The sequence below is a fragment of the Curtobacterium sp. MMLR14_002 genome (genome assembly GCF_001864975.1).
Classification (GTDB): domain Bacteria; phylum Actinomycetota; class Actinomycetes; order Actinomycetales; family Microbacteriaceae; genus Curtobacterium; species Curtobacterium flaccumfaciens.
On record NZ_MJGT01000046.1, the window covers coordinates 1 to 26758 of the forward strand.

The 26758-nt window shown below is 71.6% G+C and carries 22 protein-coding genes; 19 read left to right on the forward strand and 3 right to left on the reverse strand.

What is annotated here, in order from left to right; translation table 11 throughout:
• On the reverse strand, positions 1-1598 hold a 1598-nt coding region (locus BIU91_RS03995), incomplete at its 3' end, for a hypothetical protein (protein WP_139196859.1).
• 122 nt (positions 1599-1720) lie between these two features.
• Between BIU91_RS03995 and BIU91_RS04000 the strand changes: the two genes are divergently transcribed.
• Positions 1721-2866, forward strand: coding sequence for a class I SAM-dependent methyltransferase (locus BIU91_RS04000; protein WP_071404391.1), 1146 nt, complete (start codon positions 1721-1723; stop codon positions 2864-2866).
• Positions 2867-2938: 72 nt separating this feature from the next.
• On the opposite strand, the gene BIU91_RS04005 is transcribed toward BIU91_RS04000, so the two are convergent.
• Positions 2939-3769 (reverse strand): aldo/keto reductase, encoded by an 831-nt coding sequence (locus tag BIU91_RS04005; protein ID WP_071404315.1) that lies wholly within the window; start codon positions 3767-3769, stop codon positions 2939-2941.
• Positions 3770-3842: 73 nt separating this feature from the next.
• Positions 3843-4262, reverse strand: coding sequence for a hypothetical protein (locus BIU91_RS04010; protein ID WP_027464885.1), 420 nt, complete (start codon positions 4260-4262; stop codon positions 3843-3845).
• Between the two features lie 238 nt (positions 4263-4500).
• Here BIU91_RS04010 and BIU91_RS04015 point away from each other — a divergent pair, with 238 nt between their 5' ends.
• The 18 genes from BIU91_RS04015 (at position 4501) to BIU91_RS04100 (ending at position 26720) form a co-directional block, all read left to right on the forward strand.
• A complete protein-coding gene (locus BIU91_RS04015; protein WP_071404316.1) occupies positions 4501-7224 on the forward strand; it encodes a glycoside hydrolase family 2 protein in 2724 nt (907 codons plus the stop codon).
• A 111-nt stretch (positions 7225-7335) separates the two neighbouring features.
• Positions 7336-8868: a sugar transferase gene (locus tag BIU91_RS04020; RefSeq protein ID WP_071404317.1), complete on the forward strand. Its 1533-nt coding sequence runs from the start codon at positions 7336-7338 to the stop codon at positions 8866-8868.
• A 151-nt stretch (positions 8869-9019) separates the two neighbouring features.
• Positions 9020-9310 carry a twin-arginine translocase TatA/TatE family subunit gene (tatA, locus tag BIU91_RS04025; RefSeq protein ID WP_071404392.1) on the forward strand — a complete coding sequence of 97 codons (291 nt, stop codon included), beginning with the start codon at positions 9020-9022 and terminating at the stop codon, positions 9308-9310.
• Between the two features lie 104 nt (positions 9311-9414).
• Positions 9415-10833: an MFS transporter gene (locus BIU91_RS04030; RefSeq protein ID WP_084740530.1), complete on the forward strand. Its 1419-nt coding sequence runs from the start codon at positions 9415-9417 to the stop codon at positions 10831-10833.
• Positions 10834-10886: 53 nt separating this feature from the next.
• Positions 10887-13055: an AAA family ATPase gene (locus BIU91_RS04035; protein WP_084740532.1), complete on the forward strand. Its 2169-nt coding sequence runs from the start codon at positions 10887-10889 to the stop codon at positions 13053-13055.
• A 74-nt stretch (positions 13056-13129) separates the two neighbouring features.
• Entirely contained in the window at positions 13130-13684 is a 555-nt protein-coding gene (locus BIU91_RS04040) for a DUF2231 domain-containing protein (protein ID WP_071404319.1), read from the forward strand.
• Positions 13685-13730: 46 nt separating this feature from the next.
• Positions 13731-14384, forward strand: a complete 654-nt coding sequence (locus tag BIU91_RS04045; RefSeq protein WP_071404320.1) for a response regulator transcription factor — start codon at positions 13731-13733, stop codon at positions 14382-14384.
• Positions 14381-15589 carry a HAMP domain-containing sensor histidine kinase gene (locus BIU91_RS04050; RefSeq protein ID WP_071404321.1) on the forward strand — a complete coding sequence of 403 codons (1209 nt, stop codon included), beginning with the start codon at positions 14381-14383 and terminating at the stop codon, positions 15587-15589. The genes BIU91_RS04045 and BIU91_RS04050 overlap by 4 nt, the downstream gene beginning before the upstream one ends.
• Positions 15586-16116 (forward strand): hypothetical protein, encoded by a 531-nt coding sequence (locus BIU91_RS04055; RefSeq protein ID WP_071404322.1) that lies wholly within the window; start codon positions 15586-15588, stop codon positions 16114-16116. Before BIU91_RS04050 ends, BIU91_RS04055 begins: the two co-directional genes overlap by 4 nt.
• A complete protein-coding gene (locus tag BIU91_RS04060; protein WP_071404323.1) occupies positions 16113-17249 on the forward strand; it encodes a peptidoglycan-binding protein in 1137 nt (378 codons plus the stop codon). Before BIU91_RS04055 ends, BIU91_RS04060 begins: the two co-directional genes overlap by 4 nt.
• The gene (locus BIU91_RS04065) at positions 17246-17938 is read left to right on the forward strand and encodes an ABC transporter ATP-binding protein (protein ID WP_071404324.1); all 693 of its coding nucleotides are present in this window, start codon (positions 17246-17248) and stop codon (positions 17936-17938) included. The genes BIU91_RS04060 and BIU91_RS04065 overlap by 4 nt, the downstream gene beginning before the upstream one ends.
• On the forward strand, positions 17935-19122 hold the full coding sequence (locus tag BIU91_RS04070) for an ABC transporter permease (RefSeq protein WP_071404325.1): 1188 nt from the start codon (positions 17935-17937) through the stop codon (positions 19120-19122). The genes BIU91_RS04065 and BIU91_RS04070 overlap by 4 nt, the downstream gene beginning before the upstream one ends.
• A 287-nt stretch (positions 19123-19409) precedes the next feature.
• Entirely contained in the window at positions 19410-20735 is a 1326-nt protein-coding gene (locus BIU91_RS04075; RefSeq protein WP_071404326.1) for a sugar ABC transporter substrate-binding protein, read from the forward strand.
• Between the two features lie 3 nt (positions 20736-20738).
• Positions 20739-21776 carry a sugar ABC transporter permease gene (locus BIU91_RS04080; protein ID WP_071404327.1) on the forward strand — a complete coding sequence of 346 codons (1038 nt, stop codon included), beginning with the start codon at positions 20739-20741 and terminating at the stop codon, positions 21774-21776.
• Positions 21773-22660, forward strand: a complete 888-nt coding sequence (locus BIU91_RS04085) for a carbohydrate ABC transporter permease (protein WP_241660478.1) — start codon at positions 21773-21775, stop codon at positions 22658-22660. The genes BIU91_RS04080 and BIU91_RS04085 overlap by 4 nt, the downstream gene beginning before the upstream one ends.
• A 112-nt stretch (positions 22661-22772) precedes the next feature.
• Positions 22773-23561 carry a DeoR/GlpR family DNA-binding transcription regulator gene (locus tag BIU91_RS04090; RefSeq protein ID WP_071404329.1) on the forward strand — a complete coding sequence of 263 codons (789 nt, stop codon included), beginning with the start codon at positions 22773-22775 and terminating at the stop codon, positions 23559-23561.
• Positions 23558-24553 (forward strand): hexose kinase, encoded by a 996-nt coding sequence (locus BIU91_RS04095; protein ID WP_071404330.1) that lies wholly within the window; start codon positions 23558-23560, stop codon positions 24551-24553. The genes BIU91_RS04090 and BIU91_RS04095 overlap by 4 nt, the downstream gene beginning before the upstream one ends.
• Positions 24554-24632: 79 nt before the next feature.
• The gene (locus tag BIU91_RS04100) at positions 24633-26720 is read left to right on the forward strand and encodes a fructose-specific PTS transporter subunit EIIC (RefSeq protein WP_071404331.1); all 2088 of its coding nucleotides are present in this window, start codon (positions 24633-24635) and stop codon (positions 26718-26720) included.
• The last annotated feature ends 38 nt before the right edge of the window (positions 26721-26758 follow it).

The following is a 26758-nucleotide window of genomic DNA, read 5'->3' on the forward strand; positions in this document are numbered from 1 at the left end:
GCCTGGCCGGTGCCGGTGAACGTGGGGCGGGGGCCCGTCGCGGTGCCGTTCATCGCGGGGGTCTCGACCAGGATCGGTGCAACGGAGTCGTCTTCGGAGGTGAAGGCGATGTTCCGCATCACCGACGTGCGGCCGTCGGCGGTGGTCTGCGTGAACGTCAGGTCGTACCCGGCGGTGCTGGTCAGGTCGGCCGATGCCTTCCACGTCCCCACGCCAGAGCGCGCACCGGTGACCGGCGTCGTGAAGAGTTCACGGCCGCGCTGGTCGGTGGCGGTGATCGTCGCGCCGGCCTCGGCCGTCCCCTCGAACGCGTGAGCGCCGGGCGTGTAGGTGTTCTCGTCCGTGATGCCGTCGACCTGCAGGAGACGGGGGAGGGCCACGCGCTCCGACAGGGACGAGAACCCCTGCCCGTCGAACCCGAGGTTCGCGATCTCGAGCTGCTTGCCGGTCTCCTGCGCGCGGATGACGTAGCTCCAGAGATCGCTGCGCGAGAAGCCGTCGATGACGCGGTCGCCGTCGAGGATCCAGAGGCCCGGCGCCCCGTCGGGTTCACCGACGACCTGGACCCGGCCATCGGTGTGGACGTAGACGGATCGCAGGGTCGGCTTCGGCGCCGAGGCGTCGGTGGGGAGCTGCGCGAGCGGCGCCGCTGTCCGCGGCGAGGACACCTCGGCTTCGTTCTGGCTGATCAACGAGACGGTCGACCCGAGGTACTCCTGCGGGACGCGCGCGACGAAGCCGGTCGCGGTGAGGGTTGCACGGACGATGCGGTTGCCGGCTGCGTCCTCCACGAAGACGGACGACGTGGTGTCGTCGTGCTGCCCCGTCAGGACGAACGATCCATCGAGACGGCGTTCGGTCGTCTCGAGTGTCGGAGCAGCTGGGGTGTCTGCCTTCGCGGGCGAGAACCCGATGCTCCGGAGTGCGTTGGTCCGGCCGTCCGTCGTCGTCTGGGTCAGGGTGACGGAGTAGTCCGTGCCCGCGGCGAACCGCGCGTCACCGCTCCACGTACCGACACCGTCGCGAGAGCTCGTCGCCGTCGCTGTGAACAGGGTTGCCCCCGACAAGGCGTCGGTCGCCACGACGGTTGCGCCGGCTGTCGCCGTTCCTGAGATCGTGGTCGTGCCGGGGGTGAACGCGTTGCCCGTTCCGAGACCGGAGACCGTGAGCATGTGCGGGAGGGCGACGCGCTCAGTGCGGGTCTGCGAGCCGTCCGCGGCGGTGTGGACACGGATGACCTCGAGCCCGAGGTCCTTGTGGCGGTCCTGCACGTTCAGGAAGAACGCGCCGCCCGCGGGTTCGTGGTCGAGGACCTCGTCGCCGGCGAGCAGCCAGACCGCGTCACCCCCGGCGTCGCCGGCGACGATCCGTGCGCCGTGGAGCGTGCTCCAGTCCTGCAGGAAACGGGGCGCACTCAGTGCCGGGTCCACCGTGATGGAGTCGAGGTCGTAGCCTGCGTCGGTCGAGATCCCGGCGGCGGCGGCTGCGGGGGTGGTGGTGGCAGCGGTGGCGACGGCGGGCGTCAGCAGGCCGAAGCCGAGGGAGGCGGTGAGGACACCGCAGACGACTGCGGCGCTCCGGAACGAGGTGGATGCCATGGGGGGCTCCTTCTGGTGGGGGGATTCCCAGTGTATTGACATGTGAAATACACAGCCTGTTGATATCGCGAGTGCGATCACCACTCGCTCCCGTGCGAGCCGCCGCCGGGTACGCTGACGCGGTGCCAGACTTCGCCGACCTCTTCCGCCGACGCGACGACGACGCGCCCGACCTCATCGCGATCGACGGCACCGACCGCTTCCTGCTCGACGAAGCCCCGCACGTGCACGGCGACGCGCTCCGGCAGCCCGGCGAGGTCGCGGTGGTCGACGACCGGTACGGGGTGCTGACGCTCGGCCTCATCACCCAGTACGGGGCGAGCGACATCCGCGTCGTGCAGGACTCCCTGGTGGGGGAGCGAGCGCTCGAGGCCAACGCCGGCACGTTCGGGCTGCGCGGCTTCCACCACCCCGACTCGCTCGAGGACGCGTTCCGCGACGTGCGGCTCGTGGTGCTGCGGCTCTCGAAGTCGCACGACCGGCTCGACGAGATCGCCCGCGCCGTCGCCCGGTTCGCCGCGCCCGACGTGGTGCTGCTCTGCGGCGGCAACGTGAAGTACATGCACGTGACGCAGAACGACGTGCTCCGGCGCTCGTTCGGCGAGGTCACGGCATCACGAGGGCGTGGCAAGTCGCGACTGCTCATCGCGCAGGACCCCCTGCGCGCACAGGCGAACCGCGCCGCCACGACGAACCCCTGGCCCCGGTCGGTGCACGTCGATGACCTCGGCATGACCCTGGTCGCCCACGGCGGTGTGTTCGCCGGGACGTCGCTCGACCAGGGCACGCGGGTGCTGCTCGACGCGATGGACCAGGCGGTCCCGACCGCGCGCACGATCGTGGACCTGGGGAGCGGCAACGGCGTGATCGCGGCTGCAGTCGCTCGTCGGCGACCGTCGGTGCGGGTGATCGCCACTGACGTGTCCCGCATCGCGGTCGAGTCGACGCGCGCGACGGCGGAGGCCAACGGCGTGGCCGACCGGGTGACGGTGCTGCGGACCGACGCAGGCGACGAGCTCGCCGAGGGGTCTGCGCAGCTCGTGCTCTGCAACCCGCCGTTCCACGCGGACACCACGGTGACCACGGACACGGCCGAGGCGATGTTCCGGAACGCGGCCACGATCCTCCAGGCCGGTGGTGAACTGTGGTGCGTCTGGAACACGCACCTGCGCTACCGGCCGGTGCTCTCGCGCCTGGTCGGTCCGACCCGTGAGGTCGTCCGGACCCCGAAGTTCACCGTGACGGCCTCGGTCGCGACCAACCGCTGACCGGCCACGGACGGCGAGAGTCGCCCGGGCTGACCCGGACGGCTCTCGCGACGTGGTGCGGTGGGGGACCGATCAGGCCGGCACGTAGTCGAACGTGTCGGGGTCGGGGCCCGTGCGGTGCCCCTTGTCGAGGGCGGTGATGTCCGTCATGTCCTCGTCCGAGAGCTCGAAGTCGAAGATCGCGAAGTTCTCCTCGACGCGGGCACGCGTGACCGACTTCGGGAACACGATGTCGCCGCGCTGGATGTGCCAGCGGAGGACGACCTGGGCCGGGGACTTGCCGACCGACGTGGCGACGCGGGTGATGGTCTCGTCGTCGAGGACGAGGCCCTGCGCGATGGGGGACCAGGCCTCGGTCGCGATGCCGAGCTCGCGGTTCACGGCGCGGAGGTCGTCCTGCGCGAGGTACGGGTGCACCTCGATCTGGTTGACCGACGGCGGGACGTCGGTCTCCGCGCGCAGGCGGTGCAGGTGGTGCGCCTGGAAGTTCGAGACACCGATCGAGCGGGCGGTGCCGGCGTGGTACAGCTCCTCGAGGGCCTTCCACGTCGGGACGAAGTCCGAGACGGTGGGCAGCGGCCAGTGGATGAGGAACAGGTCGGTGTAGCCGCCGAGCAGGTCGGCCGACTTCTTGCCGTTCTCCAGCGCCGCCTTGGGGGCGTGGAAGCCGTTGTTGAGCTTGGAGGTGACGAAGATCTCGGAACGGTCGATGCCGGACTCGGCGATCGCCTCGCCGACCTCCTTCTCGTTGCCGTACATCTCGGCGGTGTCGATGTGGCGGTAGCCGACCTCGAGCGCGGCCAGTGTGGCGGCCTTCGTCTCGGAGGGGTCGATCTGGAAGACACCGAAGCCGAGCTGCGGGATGGTCTTGCCGTCGTTCAGGGTGATGTTCGGAACGGTCATGGTGTCATGCAACCAAACGCCCCTCAGCGCCCATTCCGCCAACACCCAGGAACGGCGACCCCGGGCGTGCCGTTCAGGCGAGCGCAGCCGTGATGTAGGCCTGGAGTGCCTGGCCGTACGCGATCGCCGGCACCTCGGACGCGAAGCTGCGGTCGGCCCCGCCGATCGTCGCCGTCACGGTGAAGACCACCCGACCGCCGACCTGCACCCGCGTCAGTCCGATGAACGACGGCCCGAGCAGTTCGCGCAGCTGGTCCTCACGGGGCAGCCAGAGCGACTCGGTGGCGGTGACCGAGTCGAGCGCCCACTCGGTGGTGCCGTTGAAGCCGAGGATCGTGCCGGTGGGGGAGTCGTGCCGTTCGACGGTCATCTCGGACACCGTGTAGACGTCGTCGTCGATGCCGGGCTTGTCGATCACGAACCGGTCCCCGGTCTCGGGGTGCCAGCGGAGGCCGGCGTCACGGAGGGACCTGGCGAGTTCGACGGTGATCACGTTCCCACCTTGCCCGCGCGACCCGCCCCTGTCACCACCTAGGTTGCCGAAAGCATCCCGTACTAGCATCGCCGAGCACCCCTCGCGCGAGCGCAACCCGTTCGTGCGCGCGACGTGACGACGCCCGGGCAACCGGTGCCGAGCCTCCAGGCCGTGGGAACCGGCCGCGGGTCGGACCGCCGGTCGGCGTCCCCGACCGAGGCTGACGGACACCCTGCCGCCGAAGAGAAGGACCCGCATGACCCTCGAACGCGAGGAACTCCGCGACGACTGGACCGTGACGATGGCCGGAGGAACCGGTGCGCCGGACGGCGTCGCGGGCCGCACCATCCCGGCGACGGTGCCGGGCCAGGTCCACACCGACCTGGAGCGGGAGGGCCTGCTGCCGGACCCGACGTTCCACCTGAACGAGCAGGCCGCGAAGTGGGTCGGCCGCGCCGACTGGGCCTACCGCCGCACGGTCGACGTCGACCCGCGGGGCCACGAGCGCGTCGACCTGGTCTGCGACGGCCTGGACACGGTCGCGGAGCTCAGCCTGGACGGCGTCGTCGTGGGCACGACCCGCAACATGCACCGCCGGTACCGGTTCGACGCCCGCGTGCAGACGGGGTCGGGCGGCACCACGAAGGACCTCGAGATCCTGTTCGAGTCGCCCTACCGCGAGGCCGGCCGGGTCGCCGCGAAGGCCGGCAGCATGCCCGGTCCGTACGACGAGCCGTTCCCGTACATCCGCAAGATGGCGTCGAACTTCGGTTGGGACTGGGGCCTGACGGCGGTCACGAGCGGCCCCTGGCGGCCCGTCGCGATCGAGCGCTGGTCGACCGCACGCCTACGCGAGGTCCGCCCGCTCGTGGACGTCGAAGCCGGCGAGGGGGTGCTCGACGCGCACATCACCGTCGAGCGCTCCGGCATGAACGACCTGGACCAGGACGGCGAGGACGACGACCTCGTGCTCGTCGTCACCGTCAGCGGCGAGACCGAGGACGGCGGCACCACACGCCAGCGGTCCCGCGCGCAGCTGACGCCGAAGGACGACGAGACGGTCGTCACCGTGCGCGTCCCCGAGGCGAGGCGCTGGTGGCCGCGCGGCTACGGCGCGCAGCCGCAGTACGACGTCGTGGTCGAGCTGCAGACCGTCGACGGCGAGGTGCTCGACCGCGACACGTTCCGCACCGGGTTCCGGTCCACCCGCATCGAGACCCAGGTCGACGGCATCGGCCGCCCCTTCGCCGTGCACGTCAACGGCACGCTCATCGACGTCAGGGGCGTCAACTGGATCCCCGACGACGTCATCGTCTCGCGCGTCGACCGTGCCCGACTCGAGTCCCGGCTGGGTGCCGCGGCCTCGCTCGGCACGAACCTCGTGCGCGTCTGGGGCGGCGGAGTGTACGAATCGCGCGACTTCTACGAGGTCTGCGACGAACTCGGACTGCTCGTCTGGCAGGACTTCCCGTTCGCGTGCTCGGCCTACCCCGAGGTCGAGCCGATCCGCAGCGAGGTCATCGCCGAGGCGCGTGACAACGTCGCCCGGCTCGCCCGCCACCCCTCGCTGGTGGTCTGGAACGGCAACAACGAGAACATTTGGCTGCACGACGCCGACGGCTGGGGTGCGGAGCTGGGCGATCGGGGCTGGGGACTCGACTACTACCTCGACCTGCTGCCGACCATCGTCGACGCGGTCGATCCGTCGCGCTTCTACACGGTCGCGTCGCCGTGGTCCGGCTCCGAGTCGCTGCCCGCGAACGAGGTCGACCACGAGACGCACCATTCGTGGGACGTGTGGAACCGCCTGCCCGACACCGCCTACCGCGAGTCGGTGCCGCGCTTCGTGTCGGAGTTCGGCTGGCAGGCGCCGCCCGCCTGGCGCACGCTGCGCGAGGCCGTCACGGACTCGCCGCTGCGGGTCGACTCGCCCGGTGTGGTCCACCACCAGAAGGCGGCGGACGGGATGGCCAAGCTGGCACGCGGGCTGGAGCCGCGCTTCGGCGCGGTCGACCCGGCCGCGTTCGACGCGTGGCACTACCTGACGCAGCTGCAGCAGGCGCGGGCGATCGCGACCGGCATCGAGCACTGGCGCACGCACTGGCCGCGCAACACGGGCGTGGTGGTGTGGCAGCTGAACGACCTGTGGCCGGTGTCGTCGTGGTCGGCGATCGACTCGGCGGGGCGGCTGAAGCCGCTGGCGCACGAGCTGCGCCGCCTGTACGACGACGTGCTGCTGACGATCCGTCCGGTGTCGTCGGTGTCGGTGACGCCGGGTGCGGCCGGTACCGCTGGTGCGTCGGGCGCGGGCGCGGTCGCCGCGTCGGGTGCGTCGGGTGCGTCGGGTGCGGAGCGGACGGGAGGCCCGGATCACCCGGGTGCGTCCCCTGCGGTCGGCGAGACGGCTGACCTGGGCGAGCTCGCGGACACGCTCTCGCTGGGCGTCTCACCCGGTGCGTTCGGGTCCTCGCCCGTCGAGGTGGCCGTCCGGTCGACCCGCACCGGGCACGACAGCGTGGTGCGGGTGCGCCGGATCACCACGGCCGGCACGATCCTGGCCGAGGCATCGCTGCCGGTCCGGCTGTCGTCGGCCGGCGTCGCGGTCGTCGCCCTGCCCGAGTCGGTCGGTGTCGTGGACGACCCGGCCAACGAGCTCATCATCGCGGACATGGACTGGCGCCGCGCGGTCTGGACCCCCGGTCCCGACGCCGCGATGCGGTGGGAGCCTGCGCGCTACCGGACCTCGTTCGCGGTGGTCGACGGTGGCCTGGACCTGACCGTCGAGGCCGACTCGCTCGTCCGTGACCTGCTGGTGCAGCCGGACCGGGTCGCGGCCGACGGCACGGTCGACCGCGGGTTCATGACGCTGCTGCCCGGCGAGCGGGTGGTGTTCCGGCTCGGCGGTGTGACCGAGGCCGACATCCCGGCGCTCCGGGAGGCGCCCGTGCTGTGGAGCCTGGACCGCGCGCTCGTCCGTTGATATGCAGAACGACACGGTGATATATTCGGTGGTGCGCCGCTCGATGTCGTGACCTGAGCGACTCCGGCGTCCGGTCGATCTCCTCGTCGACCGGTCGACAGGAGGCCCCACATGTCGCTCGCGATGCGCCCACCCACCGGGGCAGTGCCGACCGTGCTGCCCCCGACCGTGCCCGTGGCGTTCCCTTCCGGGGCTGCTCCGGCCACCGCGTCGCACCGGACGGTCGCTCCGGCGGGGGCGCGCCGAGGGTTCGTTCCCGCACTGGCGCTGCTCGACCTCGTGCTGCTGCTCACCGCGTTCGTCATCGCCCACGTCGTGCGGTTCCCCTGGGAGCTCGCATCCGTCCGGCCGCGGTCGGGATGGTTCGAGTTCGTCGTGACCCCCGCCATCGTCGTGGTCTGGATGCTGCTGCTCTCGGCGTTCCGCACCCGCGACCCTCGGATCGCCGGCATCGGCGGCGACGAGTACCGCCGCCTCGTCACCGCGAGCCTCGTCGCCATCGCCGGTGTCGCGGTCGTGGCGTACGCAGCGCAGCTCGACCTGGCCCGCGGGTACGTCGCGATCGCGTTCCCGCTGGGGCTCGCGTTCCTGGCGCTCGGTCGCAAGGGCGTCCGGACGGTTCTGGCCCGGAGCCGCGCCCGGGGTGAGCACCTGCAGGACGTCCTGATCGTCGGCGACGCCGAGGACGTCCGGTACGTGGGCGCGCGCATCGCCGCTGCGCCGAGTGCGGGCTACCGCGTGCGTGCCGTCGTCACGGACTGCGCTCCGGCCGGGGCTCAGGTCGACCTGGGGGCTGCGACGGCTCCGGTCGTCGGCGGCATCGATGACGTGCTCGCGCACGCGCGGGCCGAGGGCGTCTCGGCCGTCGTCGTCGCGGGTGCTGTCCGTGGTGGGCACGCGCGCCTCCGTCGCCTCGGGTGGCAGCTCGAGGAGCACGGCGTCGAGCTCGTGGTGTCCTCGCCCCTGGCCGACATCGCCGCCGGGCGGGTGCACGAGCGCCCCGTCGACGGGCTGCCGCTCATGCACGTCGAGACCCCCGACTACCGTCGCCGGATGGGCAAGCGGGCACTCGACGTCGTCGGCGCCGTGCTCGGCCTGACGTTGCTCGCCCCGGTCCTGGCTGCGGTCGCGCTGGCGGTCCGCGCCGGCGACGGCGGTCCGGTCTTCTTCCGGCAGGTCCGCGTCGGTCGCGGTGGCGCGGAGTTCCCGATCCTGAAGTTCCGGACGATGTGCGTCGACGCCGAGGCGCGCATGGCTGCCCTGCAGTCCGAGAACCAGGGCGCCGGTCCGCTGTTCAAGATGCAGGACGACCCGCGGGTGACCCGGGTCGGTGCGTTCCTGCGCCGGACTTCGCTCGACGAACTGCCGCAGCTGTGGAACGTCCTCACCGGTTCGATGAGCCTGGTCGGGCCCCGACCGGCCCTGCCGCGCGAGGTCGCGCTGTACGAGGACTTCGCCGACCGCCGGCTCCTCGTGACCCCGGGCATCACCGGTCTGTGGCAGGTCAGCGGCCGATCGGACCTCGATTGGGCCGAAGGGGTGCGGCTCGACCTGCACTACGTCGAGAACTGGTCGTTCCTGCACGACCTCGTGATCCTCGCCCGCACCGTCCCGTCGGTGCTCCGGTCCCGGGGCGCGTACTGAGCCCTGCGCTTCCCTGTACGAACGGTGTCCGTTCCGAGGGCCGGCCTGGGCATCCAGGGGCGGGAGAGTTACGATGGGGGGACACGGACTTCCGCCGCGGTGATCGACGACGATCAGCGGACGGCGACCAGTTCCAGACCAAGGAGTCATGATGCTCGGAAACCTGACCGGCCTTCACCTGCTGATCATCCTCGGGATCGTCATCCTGCTGTTCGGCGCGACCAAGCTCCCGGCCCTCGCCAAGGGCCTCGGCCAGTCGATCAACATCTTCAAGAAGGAGATGTCCGACGACGAGAAGAAGGCCCAGGCGCAGGCCAACAGCACGGCTCCGGATGGCACGGTGCAGAACAGCACCGTCCAGAACGTCCCCGCCGAGCCCGCCGCCGGTCCGGTCCTGAACCCGGGGCCGACCGCGCAGCCGAACACCGACTCCCGGCGCTAGGACACCCAGCCCCGTCCTGTCGGCAGCCCCCGCGACCACATCGGTCGCGGGGGCTTCGTCGTGCGGGATCGACCGCGGGGTACCCGGTGCCGCAGGATGAGCACATGACCGCTCCCGTTCCCGTTCCGGCCCCCGTGCCGCACGGCGTCGCGCCGCTCCGGGACGACCGGCGGATCGTGCTGGTGGTGGCGATCCTGGCGTCGTTCGTCGTCGGGCTCGACTCGAGCGTCGTGAACGTCGCACTCCCCGCGATCCGGCAGGAGCTCGGCGGCGGACTCGTCGTGCAGCAGTGGGTCGTCGACGCGTACCTGGTCACCCTCGGCTCGCTCATCCTGGTCGCCGGCAGCCTGTCCGACCTGTTCGGTCGCGTCCGGATCATCACGTGGGGGCTCGTGGTCTTCGGGATCGCGTCCGTGGTGTGCGCGATCGCCCCGATCGGTGAGGTGCTCATCGTCGCCCGGGCGCTGCAGGGCGTCGGCGGGGCGCTCGTCATGCCGAGCGCGCTCGCCCTCATCGTCGCCGCGTTCCGAGGGGCGGCGCAGGCGAAGGCCATCGGCACGTGGACGGCGTGGTCGAGCGCGGCCACGATCCTCGGTCCCGTGGTCGGCGGGCTGGTGGTGGACGGCATCGGGTGGCGGTGGGTCTTCGTGCTCACCGCGGTGCCGATCGCCGTGACGATCCCGCTGGTCCTGCGCATCACCGGTGACGTGCACCCCGCTGTCCGCCCGCGCATCGACGTCGTCGGGGCCGTGCTCGCCGTGGTGGGTGTCGGCGGTGTCGTGCTCGGCCTCATCGAGCAGGAGCGGTTGGGGTGGGGTGCGCCCGTGGTGGTCGGCGCGCTCGTGCTCGGCGCCGCCGCGCTGGTGGCGTTCGTGCCGTGGGAACTGCGGGTGACCCGGACGACGGGGTCGCCGCTCGTGCCGCTCGAGCTGTTCCGGGCGCGGAACTTCACGGTCGGCAACCTCGCGACGCTGTCCATCTACGGGGCGCTCGGCATGGTGTTCTTCGTCGTCACCCTGTTCCTGCAGGAGGTCTGGCGGTTCCCGGCCTGGCTCGCCGGCCTCGCGACGCTGCCGCCGACGATCATGCTGCTCGCGCTGTCCACCGCCGTCGGGTCCTTCGCCGGTCGGTACGGCCCGCGGTGGTTCATGGCCGCCGGGCCGGCGGTGGGCGCGGTCGGGGCGCTCCTGCTGCTGCTCGCCGGCGACGACCCGAACGGCTACTGGTTGTCGGTGTTCCCCGGACTGGTGCTGATCGGCGTGGGCATCGCCCTGATGGTCACGCCCCTGACCAGTGCGGTGCTCGGGTCGGTGCCGCAGTCCGAGGCCGGGTCCGGTTCGGCCGTCAACAACGCGGTCGCGCGGATCGCCGGACTCGTCACGGTGGCACTGGCCGGCGTGGTGCTCGGCGGTGAGGTGAGCGTCGACGGGCTGCACCGGGCCATGGTGGTGATGGCGCTCCTGCTGGCGGCCGGTGCCGTCGTCTGCGCCGTCGGGATCCGGAATGTCCCGGAGCGCACGTAAGTTGAGTGGAGTAGACTCAACTCCAGGACCACCGCAACGAAAGGACGGAACGCATGGCGAACCTCCAGGGCGCTCCTGACTCCCAAGAACGACAGAAGACCGCCCTCGAGCAGTACGGCATCGACCTCACGGCGATCGCCCGCAGCGGCAAGCTCGACCCCGTGATCGGCCGCGACTCCGAGATCCGGCGCGTCTCCCAGGTGCTGACGCGCCGCACCAAGAACAACCCGGTGCTCATCGGCGAGCCCGGCGTCGGCAAGACCGCCGTCGTCGAGGGGCTCGCGCAGCGCATCGTCGCCGGCGACGTCGCCGACTCCCTCAAGGACAAGCGACTCATCTCGCTCGACATCTCCGCCCTCATCGCCGGCGCCAAGTACCGCGGCGAGTTCGAGGAGCGGCTCAAGGCCGTGCTCAAGGAGATCAACGACTCCGACGGGCAGGTCATCACGTTCATCGACGAGCTGCACACCCTGATGGGTGCCGGCGGCGGCGAGGGCTCCGTCGCGGCGTCGAACATGCTCAAGCCGATGCTCGCCCGCGGGGAGCTCCGGCTCATCGGCGCAACGACCCTCGACGAGTACCGCGAGTACATCGAGAAGGACGCCGCGCTCGAACGACGCTTCCAGCAGGTCTACGTCGGTGAGCCCAGCGTCGAGGACGCCGTGGCGATCCTCCGCGGGCTCAAGGAGCGCTACGAGGCGCACCACAAGGTGACGATCAACGACTCCGCACTGGTCGCGGCCGCGAGCCTGTCGAACCGGTACATCTCCGGCCGGCAGCTGCCCGACAAGGCCATCGACCTGATCGACGAAGCCGCGAGCCGACTCCGCATGGAGATCGACTCCAGCCCGGTCGAGATCGACGAGCTGAAGCGGAACGTCGACCGTCTGCGTGTCGAGGAGTTCGCGCTCAAGCAGGAGAAGGACGACGCCTCCAAGGCCCGGCTCGAGACCCTGCGCAACGAGCTGCGCACCCGCGAGGAACGGCTGGCCGAGCTCGAGCAGCGCTGGCAGGCCGAGCGCGCGAGCCTGAACCGGATCGGTGAGCTCAAGCAGCAGCTCGACGACCTGAACATGCGGTCGCAGCGAGCCCAGCGCGAGGCCGACTACGAACTCGTCTCCCGCCTGGAGTACGGCGAGAAGCCCCGCATCGAGGCCGAGCTCGCCGCCGCCGAACAGGCCGAGAGCGCCGACCGGATGGTGAACGACAGCGTCACCGACGAGGACATCGCCGCCGTCATCGCGCAGTGGACGGGCATCCCGCTCGGCCGGCTGCTGCAGGGCGAGACCGAGAAGCTCCTGCACCTGGAGAGCGAGCTCGGCCGCCGCATCATCGGGCAGCGCACCGCCGTGACCACCGTGTCCGAGGCCGTCCGTCGCACCCGCGCCGGCATCTCCGACCCGGACCGCCCGACGGGTTCGTTCCTGTTCCTCGGCCCGACCGGCGTCGGCAAGACCGAGCTGGCCAAGGCGCTCGCCGAGTTCCTGTTCGACGACGAGAAGGCCCTCGTCCGCATCGACATGAGCGAGTACGGCGAGAAGCACTCCGTGGCCCGCCTGATCGGTGCCCCGCCCGGGTACGTCGGGTACGAGGCCGGTGGACAGCTCACCGAGGCGGTCCGCCGCCGTCCGTACTCGGTGATCCTGCTCGACGAGATCGAGAAGGCCCACCCCGAGGTGTTCGACGTGCTGCTGCAGGTGCTCGACGACGGGCGACTGACCGACGGCCAGGGGCGCACGGTCGACTTCCGGAACACGATCCTCGTGCTGACGTCGAACCTGGGATCGCAGTTCATGACCGACCTGTCCCTGAGCGACGCGCAGCGGGAAGAGGCGGTCCGTGAGCTCGTGCAGCAGGCGTTCCGGCCGGAGTTCATCAACCGCCTCGACGACATCGTGGTGTTCCAGGCCCTGACGGCCGACGACCTCGGGCAGATCGTGTCGCTCTACGTCGACCGGCTGGCCCGCCGTCTGACCGACCGCCGACTCGAGCTCGCCGTCACTCCCGAGGCACGCGGCTGGCTGGCCGAGCGCGGGTACGACCCGCTCTACGGTGCGCGGCCGCTCCGCCGCCTGATGCAGCGGCAGATCGACGACCGGTTGGCGCGCGCCATCCTGTCGGGTGACGTCCGCGACGGTGACACCGTCCGGGTGGACGTCGCGGCGGACGGCGACGGCCTGACGGTCGAGCCCTTCGAGCTGGCCGAGATCGTCGAGGAGTAGCCCACCAAGACGGACAGGAGGCCCGTCACCGGTTCCTGGGACCGGTGACGGGCCGTTCGTCTACCGTCCACGGCATGCCTGAGATCCGCGCGATCCGTCGCCTCACCGACGCCGTCGAGCACGCGAGTGTGCTCGACAAGGCCGTCGACATCGACCGTGCCGTCGTGAACGCCCTCGCCAAGCCGAAGGCGCTGCGCCAGCTGTTGCACGGTGTGCCGTTCGGCCACCCGATCCACCCGCTCATGGTGCAGGTGCCCCTCGGTGCCTGGATCTCCGCCGCGGTGCTCGACCTGGTCGGCGGGAAGGGCAACGCGAAGGCGGCCAAGACCCTGGTCGGCGTCGGGGTCGTCTCGGCGAGCAGCGCCTCGGTCGCCGGCTACGTCGACTGGTCCGAGCTGAACCGCGAGCAGCTCCGCACCGGATGGGTGCACCAGGCCGTGAACTGGACCGGCCTGTCGCTGTACGGCCTGTCGTGGCTGCAGCGGAAGCGCGGCAACCACGGTGCCGGCAAGCTGCTCGGCTTCGCGGGTCTCGCCGTCGTCAGTGTCGGCGGGTACCTCGGCGGACACCTGTCCTACCGGCAGCGTGCCGGCGTCAGTGACCACGGTGAGGTGCCGTTCGACGCCTGATCCGGCTTCCCAGGTCCGGCAAAGGTACGTCACGTGTGATGTATCGATGCGCGTACTCGTGGTGGACGACGAACGGGCCCTCGCCGACCTGGTCGCGACGGGCCTGTCCCGGCAGGACATGGCGGTGGATGTCGCCTACCGCGGCGACGACGCCGACGAGCTGCTGGCGGTGCACGACTACGACGTCGTCGTGCTCGACCGTGACGTCCCCGGGCTGCACGGCGACGAGGTCGCACGGCGGCTCACCGCGCGCGGCGCGCTCACACGGATCCTCCTGCTCACCGCCGCGACGACGTTGAGCGACCGTGTGCACGGGCTCGAGCTCGGTGCCGACGACTACCTGACCAAGCCGTTCGAGTACCCGGAACTCGTCGCCCGGGTCCGCGCACTCGGTCGGCGGAGCGTCGCACCCGTCGCCCCGGTGCTCGAGCGTGCGGGGTTCGTCGTCGACACGAACCGGCGGATGGCCACGCGCGACGGACGGCCGCTCGACCTGACCTCGAAGGAACTCGGGGTGCTCGAGACCCTCCTCCGCGCGGACGGTCGGATCGTCTCCGCCGAGCACCTGCTCGAGAAGGTCTGGGACGTGAACACCGACCCGTTCACCGCCGCGGTCCGCGTGACGATGTCGAAGCTCCGCCGGAAGCTCGGGGACCCGGACCCGATCCGGACGGTGCCCGGCCAGGGCTACGCGCTGTGAGCCGGTGGGCCCGGGGCTGGAGCATCCGGACCCGGACGGCCCTGACGTTCGCGCTCGCGGCCATGGCGCTCGCGACCGGGGTCGTCCTGTTCACGAACACCATGTCGTTGGCCGGTGTCGGTGCCGGCCTCGACACCGCGGCCGTGCAGCGCCCGCCGTCCGGATCGCCGGGTGCCACGACCGCTCCGGCGCCGATCGAGATCGACGGAACCGACGACGACGGTGCGGTGGCGGTGATCCGGCTCGTGGCCGTGCAGCAGTGGCAGTGGTCCGCGATCGGGATCGCGGGTGCCGGGGTCGCGGCCGGGGGCATCGGCTGGCTCGTCAGCCGCCGGGTCCTCCGGCCCATCGACCGGATCACCGCGACCACGAACCGCATCTCGGCGTCGAACCTGCACGAGCGCATCGCGCTGGACGGTCCCGACGACGAGCTCCGGCGGCTCTCGCGCACCGTCGACGACCTGCTGGCCCGTCTGGAGACCGCGTTCGAGAGCCAGCGCCGGTTCGTCGCCCAGGCGTCCCACGAACTCCGGACGCCCCTGGCGGTGCAGCGCGCGGCGGTGCAGATCGGCCTGCACGACGACGCCGACCCCGCGGAGGTCCGAGCGGTCCGGGCGGAGCTGCTGGAGCAGAACCGCCGCACCGAGCGGTTGGTCGAGTCGTTGCTCGTGCTCGCCGAGGCCGATCGTGGCCTGGCGGGCGCGACGCGCGCCGTCGACCTCGACGAGGTGACCGCCGAGGTCGTCGCGGGAGCGGCCCGGGACGCGGCCGAGGCGGGGGTGACGCTGACCCACGAGCGCTGCACCGGGCCTCCCGGCCTGGTCGTCCCGGGGGAGCCGACGCTGCTGCGGCAGCTGCTCGGCAACCTGGTCGGCAACGCCGTCGAGTACAACGAACCCGGCGGCGCCGTCCTGGTGACCACGGAGCCGGACGGCTTCGTCGTCGAGAACGGTGGACCGGTGGTCGCGGCGGACGAGGCGGAGTTGCTCGTCGAACCGTTCCGCCGCGGCGGGACGGACGGCGCACGCGGGCAGCACAGCGGTCTCGGGCTGTCGATCGTGGCCGCCATCGTGCACGCGCACGGGTGGCAGCTGTCGATCACCGCACGGCCGACCGGTGGGCTGTTCGTGCGGGTCCGTGTTTCGTCGGTGCAACCCGACGTGCACGCGGGGCGAAACAGCCGTTCCGGTGTGCTGGAGGCATGAACCACACCACGAAGACGACCACCCGGCGAACCCGGTCCCTGACGAGCGCGGCCGCGGCCGTCGTCCTGCTGCCCCTGTTCCTGGTCGGCTGCTCGGACGCGTCACCGGACGCGTCACCGGACGCCGGCGGGACTGCGGCGTCCGGCGGTGCGGCACCCGGCGTCGCCCTCGCCGAGTGCATGCGCGACCGCGGCTACGACATGCCCGACCCCGGCACGGGTGGCGGGTCGATGCAGCTCAGCGCACCCGACGGCGTCGATCCCGAGCAGTACCAGGAGGACCTCAAGGGCTGCCTCGACGACTCCGCAGCGGCCGGCGACGCGCAGGCCGCGCAACCGATGCCGGGCAGCGAGGAGATCGCGAGGAAGACGGCGGAGTGCCTGCGGGAGCAGGGGTTCCCGGACTTCCCGGACGACCAGGAGGCGCAGAACCGGTTCCAGCCCGACGACCAAGAGGCGTTCGACGAGGCCGCCCACACCTGCACCGACGCGGCCTTCGAGGCCGTCCAGGGCGGAGCCGGGTCGTGACCCACCGTCGCGTCCGTCGCCGGGTGATCGTGTCGGTGTGCCTCGTCGCGGCGGTGGCCGCGGGGGCCGGGACGTGGGCCCTCGCCACGGTGCCGAGCGGTCCGGGAGCCTCGGCCAGCAGCGGGTCGCGCGGCGGGACCGCGTCGACCGGAGCCACCGCCACGGTCACGCGCGGCGACCTGACCGACTCGAAGGTGTTCGCCGGGACGCTCGGGTACGGCGCGGCGACGGGGGTGCCGGGTCCCGCCGCCGGCACGATCACCAGGCTGCCCCGCGCCGGTGACGTCATCGAACGCGACGGGGCCCTGTACGCCGTCGACGAGCGGGACGTCCGGTCGATGTACGGCACCGTGCCGCTCTGGCGGGACCTTCAGCGTGGACTGCAGGGCGCCGACGTGCGGCAGCTCAACGAGAACCTGGCCGCGCTCGGGTACGACGTGTCCGTGGACGACCGGTTCGGTCCACGGACCGAGCGAGCCGTCCGGCAGTGGCAGCAGGACCGCGGACACGAGGTGACCGGGGTGCTGACGGCGGACGACGTCGCCTTCGTGGACGGCGCGGTCCGGGTCGCCTCGGTCGACGGTCGGCTCGGGGAGCGGATCGCCGGCGGAGCCGGAGCGGGAGCGGGTGCCGGTGGCGCTGGTGGTGGCGCTGGTGCGGCGGCCGGCGCGGGTGCGGCGGCCGACGTCCTGCAGGTCACGAGCACCCGGCGTGTCGTCACGGCGACCGTGCCCCAGCGCGACGCGGAACGGCTCGCGGTCGGCACCGACGTCGAGGTCCGGGTGAACGGCGCTGGGGCGGCGATGCCCGGTTCCGTCGTCGACGTGCAGCCGACGACGAGCGAGGACGGCGGCACGGCCGTCGACGTCTCGGTGTCGTTCGACCCGGGGAAGCGCAGGCTGCCCGCGGCAGCGTCCGCGCAGGTCGACGCGAAGGGCACCACCGAGCACGACGTCCTGTCCGTGCCGGTCGCCGCACTCGTCGCGGGCGCCGGTGGCCGGTACGCCGTCGACGTCGTGCAGCGGGACGGCACGACGGAGCGGGTCCGGATCGAGCCCGGCTTCAGCGCGGACGGACGGATCGCGGTCACGGGTGACCTGGCCGCCGGCGACCGCGTGGTGGTGCCCGGATGAACGCCGCCGTGCTGCCATCCGCCGCCGTGCTGTCGCTCCGGGACGTCACGAAGACCTACGGCGACGTCGGGGCCCTGCGCGGGGTGTCGCTCGAGGTCACCGCGGGTGAACTCGTCGCGGTCGTCGGGCCGTCGGGGTCGGGCAAGTCGACGATGCTCAACGTCGTCGGGACCCTCGACCGTCCCACGTCCGGCACGGTGACGATCGCCGGCAACGACGTCGCGACGATGTCCGACGACGCCCTGTCCGGACTCCGTGCTGACCACATCGGGTTCGTCTTCCAGCACTTCCACCTGCAGGCCGGCGCGACCGCCACCGAGAACGTCGCCGACGGCCTGCTCTACCAGGGCGTGCCCCGGCGCGAACGGCACCGTCTGGCGGTCGAGGCCCTGGGCCGCGTGGGCCTGGCACACCGGGTGGACCACCGACCGCACCAGCTCTCCGGCGGGGAGCGCCAACGCGTCGCCATCGCGCGGGCCGTCGTCGGCGACCCGACGATCCTGCTCGCCGATGAACCGACGGGTGCGCTCGACACGGCGTCCGGTGCCGCGGTGGTCGAGCTCCTGCGCGAGCTCAACGCGGCGGGCACGACGGTCGTGGTCATCACGCACGACCTGTACCTGGCGGCGTCGCTGCCACGACAGGTCCGGATGCGCGACGGCATGATCGAGCCCGAGGTCACCCGATGAGCCGGCGTCGGTCCGTGGGTGCGGTCGACCTGCTCCGCCTCGGCGTCTTCGGGCTGCGGACCCGGCCCGGACGTGTCGTGCTGTCGGCGCTGGGCATCGCGATCGGCATCGCGGCGATGCTCGCGGTCGTCGGGATCTCGTCGTCGAGCAAGGCGAAGGTCGACCAGGTGCTCGACACGCTCGGCACGAACGTGCTCACCCTCACCCAGGCGCAGGGCCTCGGCGAACCGGTCCCGTTGCCGTCCACCGCACTCGAGTCGGTGCTGCGGCAGGACGACGTCGAGTCGGCCGCCGCCGTCGGCACCGTGCCGGACACCGGCGTGTACCGGAACGACCGCGTGCCGGCGCCCGAGACGAAGGGCCTCGGGGTGCTCGCCGCGTGGGGCGACGTGCCACGGGTCCTCGGCGGGCAGCTCGCAGCCGGGCGGTGGATCGACGCCGCCGCCGGGGCGCCGCCGCAGGTCGTGCTGGGGGCACGGGCGGCCGCGGTCCTCGGCATGGAGGACCTGCATCCGGACAGCCGGGTCTGGATCGGCGGGCGGTGGGTGCAGGTGGTCGGGGTGCTCGACCGCGTCGCGCTCGCCGAGGACCTCGACTCGCGGGTGTTCGTGCCCCGCGGGTTCGCCGGGCAGCTGGGCTTCGACGGAGCCCCGACCGCGGTCTACACGCGCGTCGACCCGGCGAACGTCGAACGGTCGCGGGACCTGCTCGCCGGTGCGGTCCGACCCGGGGCACCGCAGGACGTCGGCGTGACACGGCCGTCGGACGCGCTGGCCGCGAAGGACGCCACGGACGACTCCTTCACCGGGCTGCTGGTCGGCATCGGCGGGGTGGCCCTGCTCGTCGGGGGCATCGGGGTGGCGAACACGATGGTGATCACCGTCCTGGAACGCCGCGCCGAGGTCGGCGTCCGCCGTGCGCTGGGGGCCCGTCGTCGGAGCATCCGCGACCAGTTCCTGGTCGAGTCGTTGCTGCTGTCGTTCCTGGGCGGCTTGGCCGGCGTCGTGCTCGGCGTCGCGGTGACGGTCGTCTTCGCCGTCACGCAGGGCTGGCCGGTCGCACTGCCGGTGTGGGCCGTCGTCGGGGGACTCGGTGCCACGGTCGTGATCGGCGGGGTCTCCGGGCTCTACCCGGCGGCACGCGCGGCGCGGATCCCGCCGACGTCCGCCCTGGCGGCCGTCTGACGCGTGCGGTGGAGGCGCGCACGGGAGGCCCGGTGCCGGTCCGGCGGACCGGCACCGGGCCTCCAGGCGGTCGCTTCCCCACACCGGACGCGAGTCGCAGATCATGCCTGGTCATGACCACCTGGTCAAGCATCTGCGTCGATCTGTTCGACATCCGTGATGCCCCGGAAACACGCGGATCGAAAGCGGTCACAGGGACCGGTCCAACGGTTGACAAGGGGCCGTGCAGGGTCTTCTATTGCGAATACGCAACGTCCTTTCATAAAGGTCGGACCAAGGGAGTCATCGTGACACGAACGCGTTTCGCCGCACTCGGTGCGCTCGCCCTCGCAGGCGCGCTCGCCCTCACCGGGTGCTCCGCCGGGAGCAACGCCGCTTCCGACGGCGGCACGAAGTCCATCGGCACACCCGATGGCAAGGGCAAGACCATCACCGTCTGGATGATGAACGGCGACCTGAGCGACAAGGTGCTCGACGCCGCCGGCAAGCAGTTCACCGCCGACACCGGGGCGAAGGTGAAGATCCAGACCCAGCAGTGGGACGGGATCACCACCAAGCTCACCACGGCGCTCGCGCAGAGCGACGCCCCCGACGTCGTCGACCTCGGCAACACGCAGGTGCCGGTCTACGCGGCAGCCGGCGGGCTGACCGACCTGACGCCGTACCGCGACGAGCTCAAGGACGGCCAGACCTGGCTCACCGGGCTCGAGGGCCCCGCCACCGTCGACGGCAAGCTCTACGGGGCGCCGCTGTTCGCCGGCAACCGGGCCGTGGTCTACGACAAGCAGGTCTGGAAGGACGCCGGCGTGACCGACGTGCCGACCACCTACGACGAGCTCACCGCCGACCTCGACAAGGTCAAGGCCGCCAACCCGGCCAGTGACTTCTCCGCCTTCTACATGCCCGGGCAGTACTGGTACGGCGGGCTGCAGTGGGTCTGGGACGCCGGCGGCGAGATCGCCACGGACAAGGGCGGCAAGTGGACCGGCACGCTCGACTCCGCGGACGCGGTCAAGGGGCTGACCGCCTGGAAGGACTTCCAGAACACGTACTCGGCGAAGTCCACCCAGGACATCAACACCGACAAGCCCTCGCAGAGCGACGTCTTCGCACAGGGCAACACCTCGGCGTTCCTCGGGTCCGCCTGGGAGATCGGCTCGATCACCACGGCGAAGCCGGAGCTCGCCGATCGCATCGGCACGTTCCCGATGCCGTCGTCCACGGCGGGGAAGACGCAGCCGGTGTTCCTCGGTGGCTCCGACCTGGGGATCCCGGCCAAGGCGGAGAACCAGGAGCTCGCGCTCTACTACCTGAAGATCCTGACCTCGAAGGAGTTCCAGCAGGACCAGGTGTTCGGGGTCGACGGCTGGGAGCCGAACTCCACCGAGCTGCTCGACGCGGTCGCCGGCGACGTCGACGAGCTGCACAAGCCGTACTTCGAGGCGGCCGGTACGAGCCGACCGACCCCGGCCACCCCGGGCTGGGCCACCATCGAGGGTGACGCCTCGTTCCAGTCGATGTTCGCCGACGTCGCCACCGGCCGGAAGTCGCCGGAGCAGGCCGCCGAGGGCTTCTCGAAGCACCTCACGACCGCGCTGAACGCGCAGCCGTAGGCGATGACGTCCACCGCGGAACCGGTGACCGACGCGGAGCAGTCCGCGCCGGTCGCCGGCGGGCAGGCCGACGGGCAGGCTGGCGGGCCGGTTCAGGGTCCGTCGCGGGGTTCCCGTCGAGGCGGGCGGGGCACGGGTCGTCGGTCGCCGGTCGGGTCGCGGGCGCCGCTCGTCCTGCTGGCCCCGGCGGCACTGCTGCTCCTGGCCCTCGTCGTCTACCCGCTCGTCCGGCTCGTCGTCATCTCGTTCCAGGACTACGGGCTGCGGGCGATCTTCACCGGGCAGGCCGGGTTCACCGGGCTGACGAACTACACGGACGTCCTGGCGGATGCGTCGTTCTGGCCGGTCATCCTGCGCACCGTGCTCGTGACGGGCGCGATGGTCCTCGGCACGATCGTCATCGGCATGGGGGTGGCGCAGCTGCTCACCCGTCTCGGGGTCGCGATGCGCACGATCGTCAGCGTCGTGCTCGTGCTGGCCTGGGCGATGCCGAACGTGGCCTCGAGCCTGGTCTGGCAGTGGCTCTTCCAGCCGTTCTACGGCGTGCTCAACTGGCTCATCACGCAGCTGCGGGTGTTCGGGGATCACACGCAGGACAACTGGGCGTCGCACCCGGGGCAGGCGTACACGATCGTGCTGACGCTCGTCATCTGGCAGGCCGTGCCGTTCGTGGCGCTGACGCTGTACGCCGCGCAGTCCCAGATCGCGCCGGAGTACTACGAGGCCGGTGCGCTCGACGGGGCCTCGGTCTGGACGATGTACCGCGCGATCACGCTGCCGGCCCTCGCGCCGACGCTGCTGCTCGTGTCGATCCTGTCGGTGATCTGGGACTTCAACGTCTTCAACCAGATCTGGCTGCTCACCCGGGGCGGACCGGAGGAGGCCACGCTGACCCTCGGCATCTGGACCTTCGTGCAGTCGTTCGTGTCCAACGCCTACGGGCAGGGCGCGGCGATCGCCGTGATCTCGACCCTGATCCTCGGGGTGCTCACCAGCTACTACATCCGCCGGCTCGTCCGCAGCGGTGAGGAGGACCTGTGACCGTCTCGAGAACGGCGCCCCGTGCGGGCAGCGCATCCGCGCCGGGCCCCGTGCGGGTGCGCAAACGCAAGCCGCGCATCGTCGCGAACACCATCGCCGTGGTGTTCTGCCTGGTCTGGGTGTTCCCGATCTACTGGATGGTGAACACGGCCTTCAAGCCCGCCGACGAGGTCACCACGATGACCCCGATCTGGGCGCCGCTGCACCCGACGCTCGACAACTTCACGCGGGCGCTCACGCAGGAGGGCTTCCTGGTCTACCTGCGCAACTCCACCATCGTCGTGGTGGCGGCCGTGCTGCTGTCGATCGTCGTCGGGTTCCTGGCGTCGGCGGCACTGTCGCGGTTCCGGTTCCGCGGACGGCGGGCGATCCTGGTCGCGATCCTGTTCGTGCAGATGATCCCGTCCGGCGCACTGCTCATCCCGCTGTTCCTGTCGTTCCAGACCCTCGGGCTGCTGAACAGCTACGTCGGGCTGATCCTGGCGTACGTGGCGAGCGTGCTGCCGTTCTCGATCTGGGTGATGCGCGGCTTCTTCGTGGCCGTCCCCGTCGAGATCGAAGAGGCCGCGAAGGTCGACGGCGCCGGCACCTTCCGGATCCTGTGGAGCGTGCTGTTCCCGCTCGTCATGCCCGGGGTCATCGCCACGAGCGTCTTCGCGTTCATCGCGGCGTGGAACGACTACCTGATCGCGTACGTGATGCTCAAGGACCAGGGGATGTACACGCTGCCGGTCTGGCTCGCCGGGTTCTCGACGAACAAGGGGACCGACTTCGGTGGGCTGATGGCGGCGAGCGTGCTGTTCTCGATCCCGGTCGTGGTGTTCTTCCTCATCGTGCAGCGCCGGCTGGTCAGCGGGATGACGGCGGGTGCCGTGAAGGGGTAGCGCTCGGACGACCGGCACCTGTGAACGTGTTGGTTGCATGACGGAACGGTTGCGTTCTTGTGGGTTTCAGACGTACAGTGCTCGAAACCCAACGGAACGAAGGAGTTCGGGCATGTACGCAACCGAGCGGCACACCGCCATCGCCGCCGAGCTGCAGTCCGCCGGTCGCGTGTCGGTCGCCGGTCTGGCCGAGCACTTCGACGTCACCACCGAGACCGTTCGCCGTGACCTCGACGCCCTCGAGTCCGCCGGGGTCCTGCGCCGGGTGCACGGGGGAGCGGTCCCCGTCGGCCGCTCGAGCGTCGTGGAACTCAGCGTCGCTGAGCGCGAGGGGCAGCACGGCACCGCGAAGTCCGCCATCGCCCGCGCCGCGATGCGCCTGGTGCCGCCGACCTTCACCGGCTCGATCGCCCTCGACGCCGGCACCACCTGCGCCGCCGTCGCCTCCGAACTCGCCCGCTGGGAGCCCGAGGTCGCCGGCTCGACCATCACCGTCATCACGAACTCGGTGCCGATCGCCGCGACCCTGCAGCACAGCGAGCACCTCGAACTGCACCTGCTCGGCGGCCGCGTGCGTGGTGTCACGAGCGCCGCGGTCGGCACGGCCACCGTCGAGCAGATCGGCGCGCTCCGGCCCGACGTGGCGTTCATCGGCACGAACGGCCTGTCCGCCGGCTTCGGTCTGAGCACCCCGGACGAGTACGAGGCCGCCGTGAAGGGCGCCTACGTGCTCGCCGCCCGACGGGCCGTGGTGCTCGCCGACGCCGCCAAGCACGGCGTCGAGGCCCTGATGCGGTTCGCGCGCCTGGACGAGATCGACACGCTCGTCACCGACGAACAGCCCCCGGCCGACCTCGCCGGTGCGCTCGCCGACGCCGACGTCGAGGTGGTCGTCGCATGAACGCCCGCATCGTCACGGTCACCCCGAACCCGTCCCTCGACCGCACGATCGAGCTCGCCGGCGAACTGCAGCGCGGCGCCGTCCAGCGTGCGACCCGGTCCACCGCGGAACCCGGCGGCAAGGGCGTCAACGTCTCCCGCGTGGTCGTCGCGAGTGGCGGGGACACCGTCGCCGTCCTGCCCGGCGACGAGCTCGACCCGGTCCTGCTCGGCCTGGCCACCCGCGGCATCCCGACCGCCGCGCTGCCGATCGGGGCGCCCCTCCGCTCGAACGTCACCGTGACCGAGCCGACCGGCACCACGACGAAGCTCAACGAACCCGGCCCCTCGCTCGCCGGCCGCCTCGACGACCTCGCCGCGCTGGTCGCCGACACCGCCGCTGCGACCGCCACCGGCCCCGCCGCCCGCTGGGTCGTGGTCGCCGGGTCGCTGCCGCCCGGTCTGCCCGACGACGCACTCGCCGTGCTCGTCCGTGCCGTCCGTGCCCGCCACGGTGCCGACGTCCGGATCGCCGTCGACTCGTCCGGGGTGCCGTTCACGGCGCTGCTGCAGTCGGGCGAACGAATCGACCTGGTGAAGCCGAACGCCGAGGAACTCGCCGAGGTCGTCGGCGGCGACCCCGAGGAGTACGAGCGCGACCTCGACGCCGCGGTGGCCGGAGCCCAGCGGCTGCGGCGGAAGAACGTCGGCACGGTCCTGCTCACCCTGGGCAGCGCCGGCGCCGTGCTGGTCTCTGACGAGGGCGCGTTCGCCGCCGCTGCACCGAAGATCGTCGCCCGGTCGACCGTCGGCGCGGGGGACTCCTCCCTCGCCGGCTACCTGCTCGCCGAGGTCGCCGGAGCCGCACCCGAGCAGCGTCTCGCACAGGCCGTCGCCACCGGTGCCGCGGCCGCAGCCCTGCCCGGCAGTGACGTGCCGGCACTCGACCACACCGACCCGACGGCGGTCTCCGTCCGGGTGCTCCACACGCACCCGGCCCCCGAACCCGCCTGATCCCCTCCCCACCCCGCCCGACCACCCCACGAACACCTGCACCACCGCGCGATCAGCGCCATTGCGAAGGAGCAAGCACATGTCCGCAGACTCGAGTCCGCGCCTCATCAGCGCACAGCTCGTCGGCCTCGACGAGGACCTCGGCGCCACGTCGACCGACGTCATCCGGGTGCTCGCCGACCGCGTCGCCGCGACCGGCCGCGCCGCCGACGGTGCGACGCTCGCCGACGACGCCATCAAGCGCGAGGCGAGCGTCGGAACGGGCGTCCCCGGTGGCATCGCCATCCCGCACGCCCGGTCGGCGTCGGTGTCCGAGCCGACGCTGGCGTTCTCGCGCCTGGCCCGGAAGGTGCCGTTCGGCGCCCCGGACGGTGACGCCGACATCGTCTTCATGATCGCCGTGCCCGAGGGGGCGGACAAGGACCACCTGACGGTCCTCTCGACCCTGGCCCGCGCGCTCATCCGCGAGGACTTCACGGCCGCGCTCCGTGCCGCGACCACCCCCGACGAGATCGTCCGGTTGGTCGACAACGAGGTGAGCGGCGAAGTGGCCGAGGCAGGCGTCGGGAAGGCGAGTGGTGCCTCCGAACCGGCCACCGCGCCGGAGGCGGGCCGCAAGGTCTTCGTCGGCGTCACCGCCTGCCCGACCGGCATCGCGCACACCTACATGGCGGCCGACGCCCTCGTCGCCGCCGCCCAGCGTGCCGGTGCCGAGATGCACATCGAGACGCAGGGGTCCTCGCAGGTCGAACCCCTCGACCCGGCCCTCATCGCCCGTGCCGACGCCGTCGTGTTCGCGGTCGACGTCGACGTCCGCGACCGCGGTCGGTTCGCCGGCAAGCCGCTCGTGTCCGGACCCGTCAAGCGCGGTGTCGACGAGCCCGACAAGATGATCGCCGAGGCCATCCGCGCCTCGGAGGACCCGCACGCCGCACGCGTGCAGGGTGGTGCCGCCGTCGAGGGCGAGTCCACGGCCAAGAACGAGCACTTCGGCCAGTCGCTCAAGCGCTGGCTCCTCACCGGCGTCAGCTACATGATCCCGTTCGTGGCCGGCGGCGGGCTGCTCATCGCGCTCGGCTTCCTGCTCTCCGGGTACGGCATCGCGCTGACCCACGGTGACTCGGGCCAGAACAACGCCGTCTTCACGCTCACCAACTACACCCTGCTGAACCTGCCGCCGGAGGGCCTCGGCTACTACCTCGGCGCCGCCGCGTTCCAGATCGGGTCGGTGTCGCTCGGGTTCCTGGTCGCAGCACTCGCCGGGTACATCGCCTACGCCATCGCCGACCGTCCGGGCATCGCACCGGGCTTCGTGGCCGGGTCGATCGCCGTGTTCATGAACGCCGGGTTCCTCGGTGGTCTGGTCGGTGGCCTCATCGCCGGTGCCGCCGCGTACTGGATCGGGCGCATCCCGACCTGGCGCTGGCTGCGTGGCCTGATGCCGGTCGTGATCATCCCGCTGTTCGCGTCGATCATCGCCTCGGGCCTCATGCTCCTGGTGCTCGGTGGCCCGATCGCCTGGGTCATGACCGAGCTCACCGCCTGGCTCAACTCCCTGTCGGGTGCCTCGGCCGTCCTGCTCGGGATCATCCTCGGCCTGATGATGGCGTTCGACCTCGGTGGTCCGGTGAACAAGGTGGCGTACGCGTTCGCCGTCGCCGGGCTCGGTGCCGGGACCGCCACGAACGTGGTGCCGTTCGAGATCATGGCCGCGGTGATGGGTGCCGGCATGGTGCCGCCGCTCGCGATGGCACTCGCCTCGACGCTCTTCTACCGCAAGGGCTTCACGAAGCCGGAGCGTGAGAACGGCAAGGCCGCCTACCTGCTCGGCCTGTCCTTCATCTCCGAGGGCGCGATCCCGTTCGCCGCAGCGGACCCGCTCCGCGTCATCCCGGCTTCGATGGTCGGGGCTGCGGTCACCGGTGCGCTCTCGATGGCGGTCGGCGTCACGTCACGCGCACCGCACGGTGGCGTGTTCGTGTTCTTCGCCATCGGCAACTTCTGGGCCTGGCTCGGGGCGGTCGTGCTCGGTGCGTTCATCTCGGCTGGTGTGCTCGTCGCCCTGAAGAAGTGGGTCCGTCGTCGCCCCGTCGACGAGGCCGCTGCGGCCGGTGAGGCTGCCGTGGCCGGCGAGACGGTGGGCCAGCGCGCACCGGTCGCCGCGTAGTCGACGCGGCCCCGGGAACGACGGGAGGCCCGGTGCCA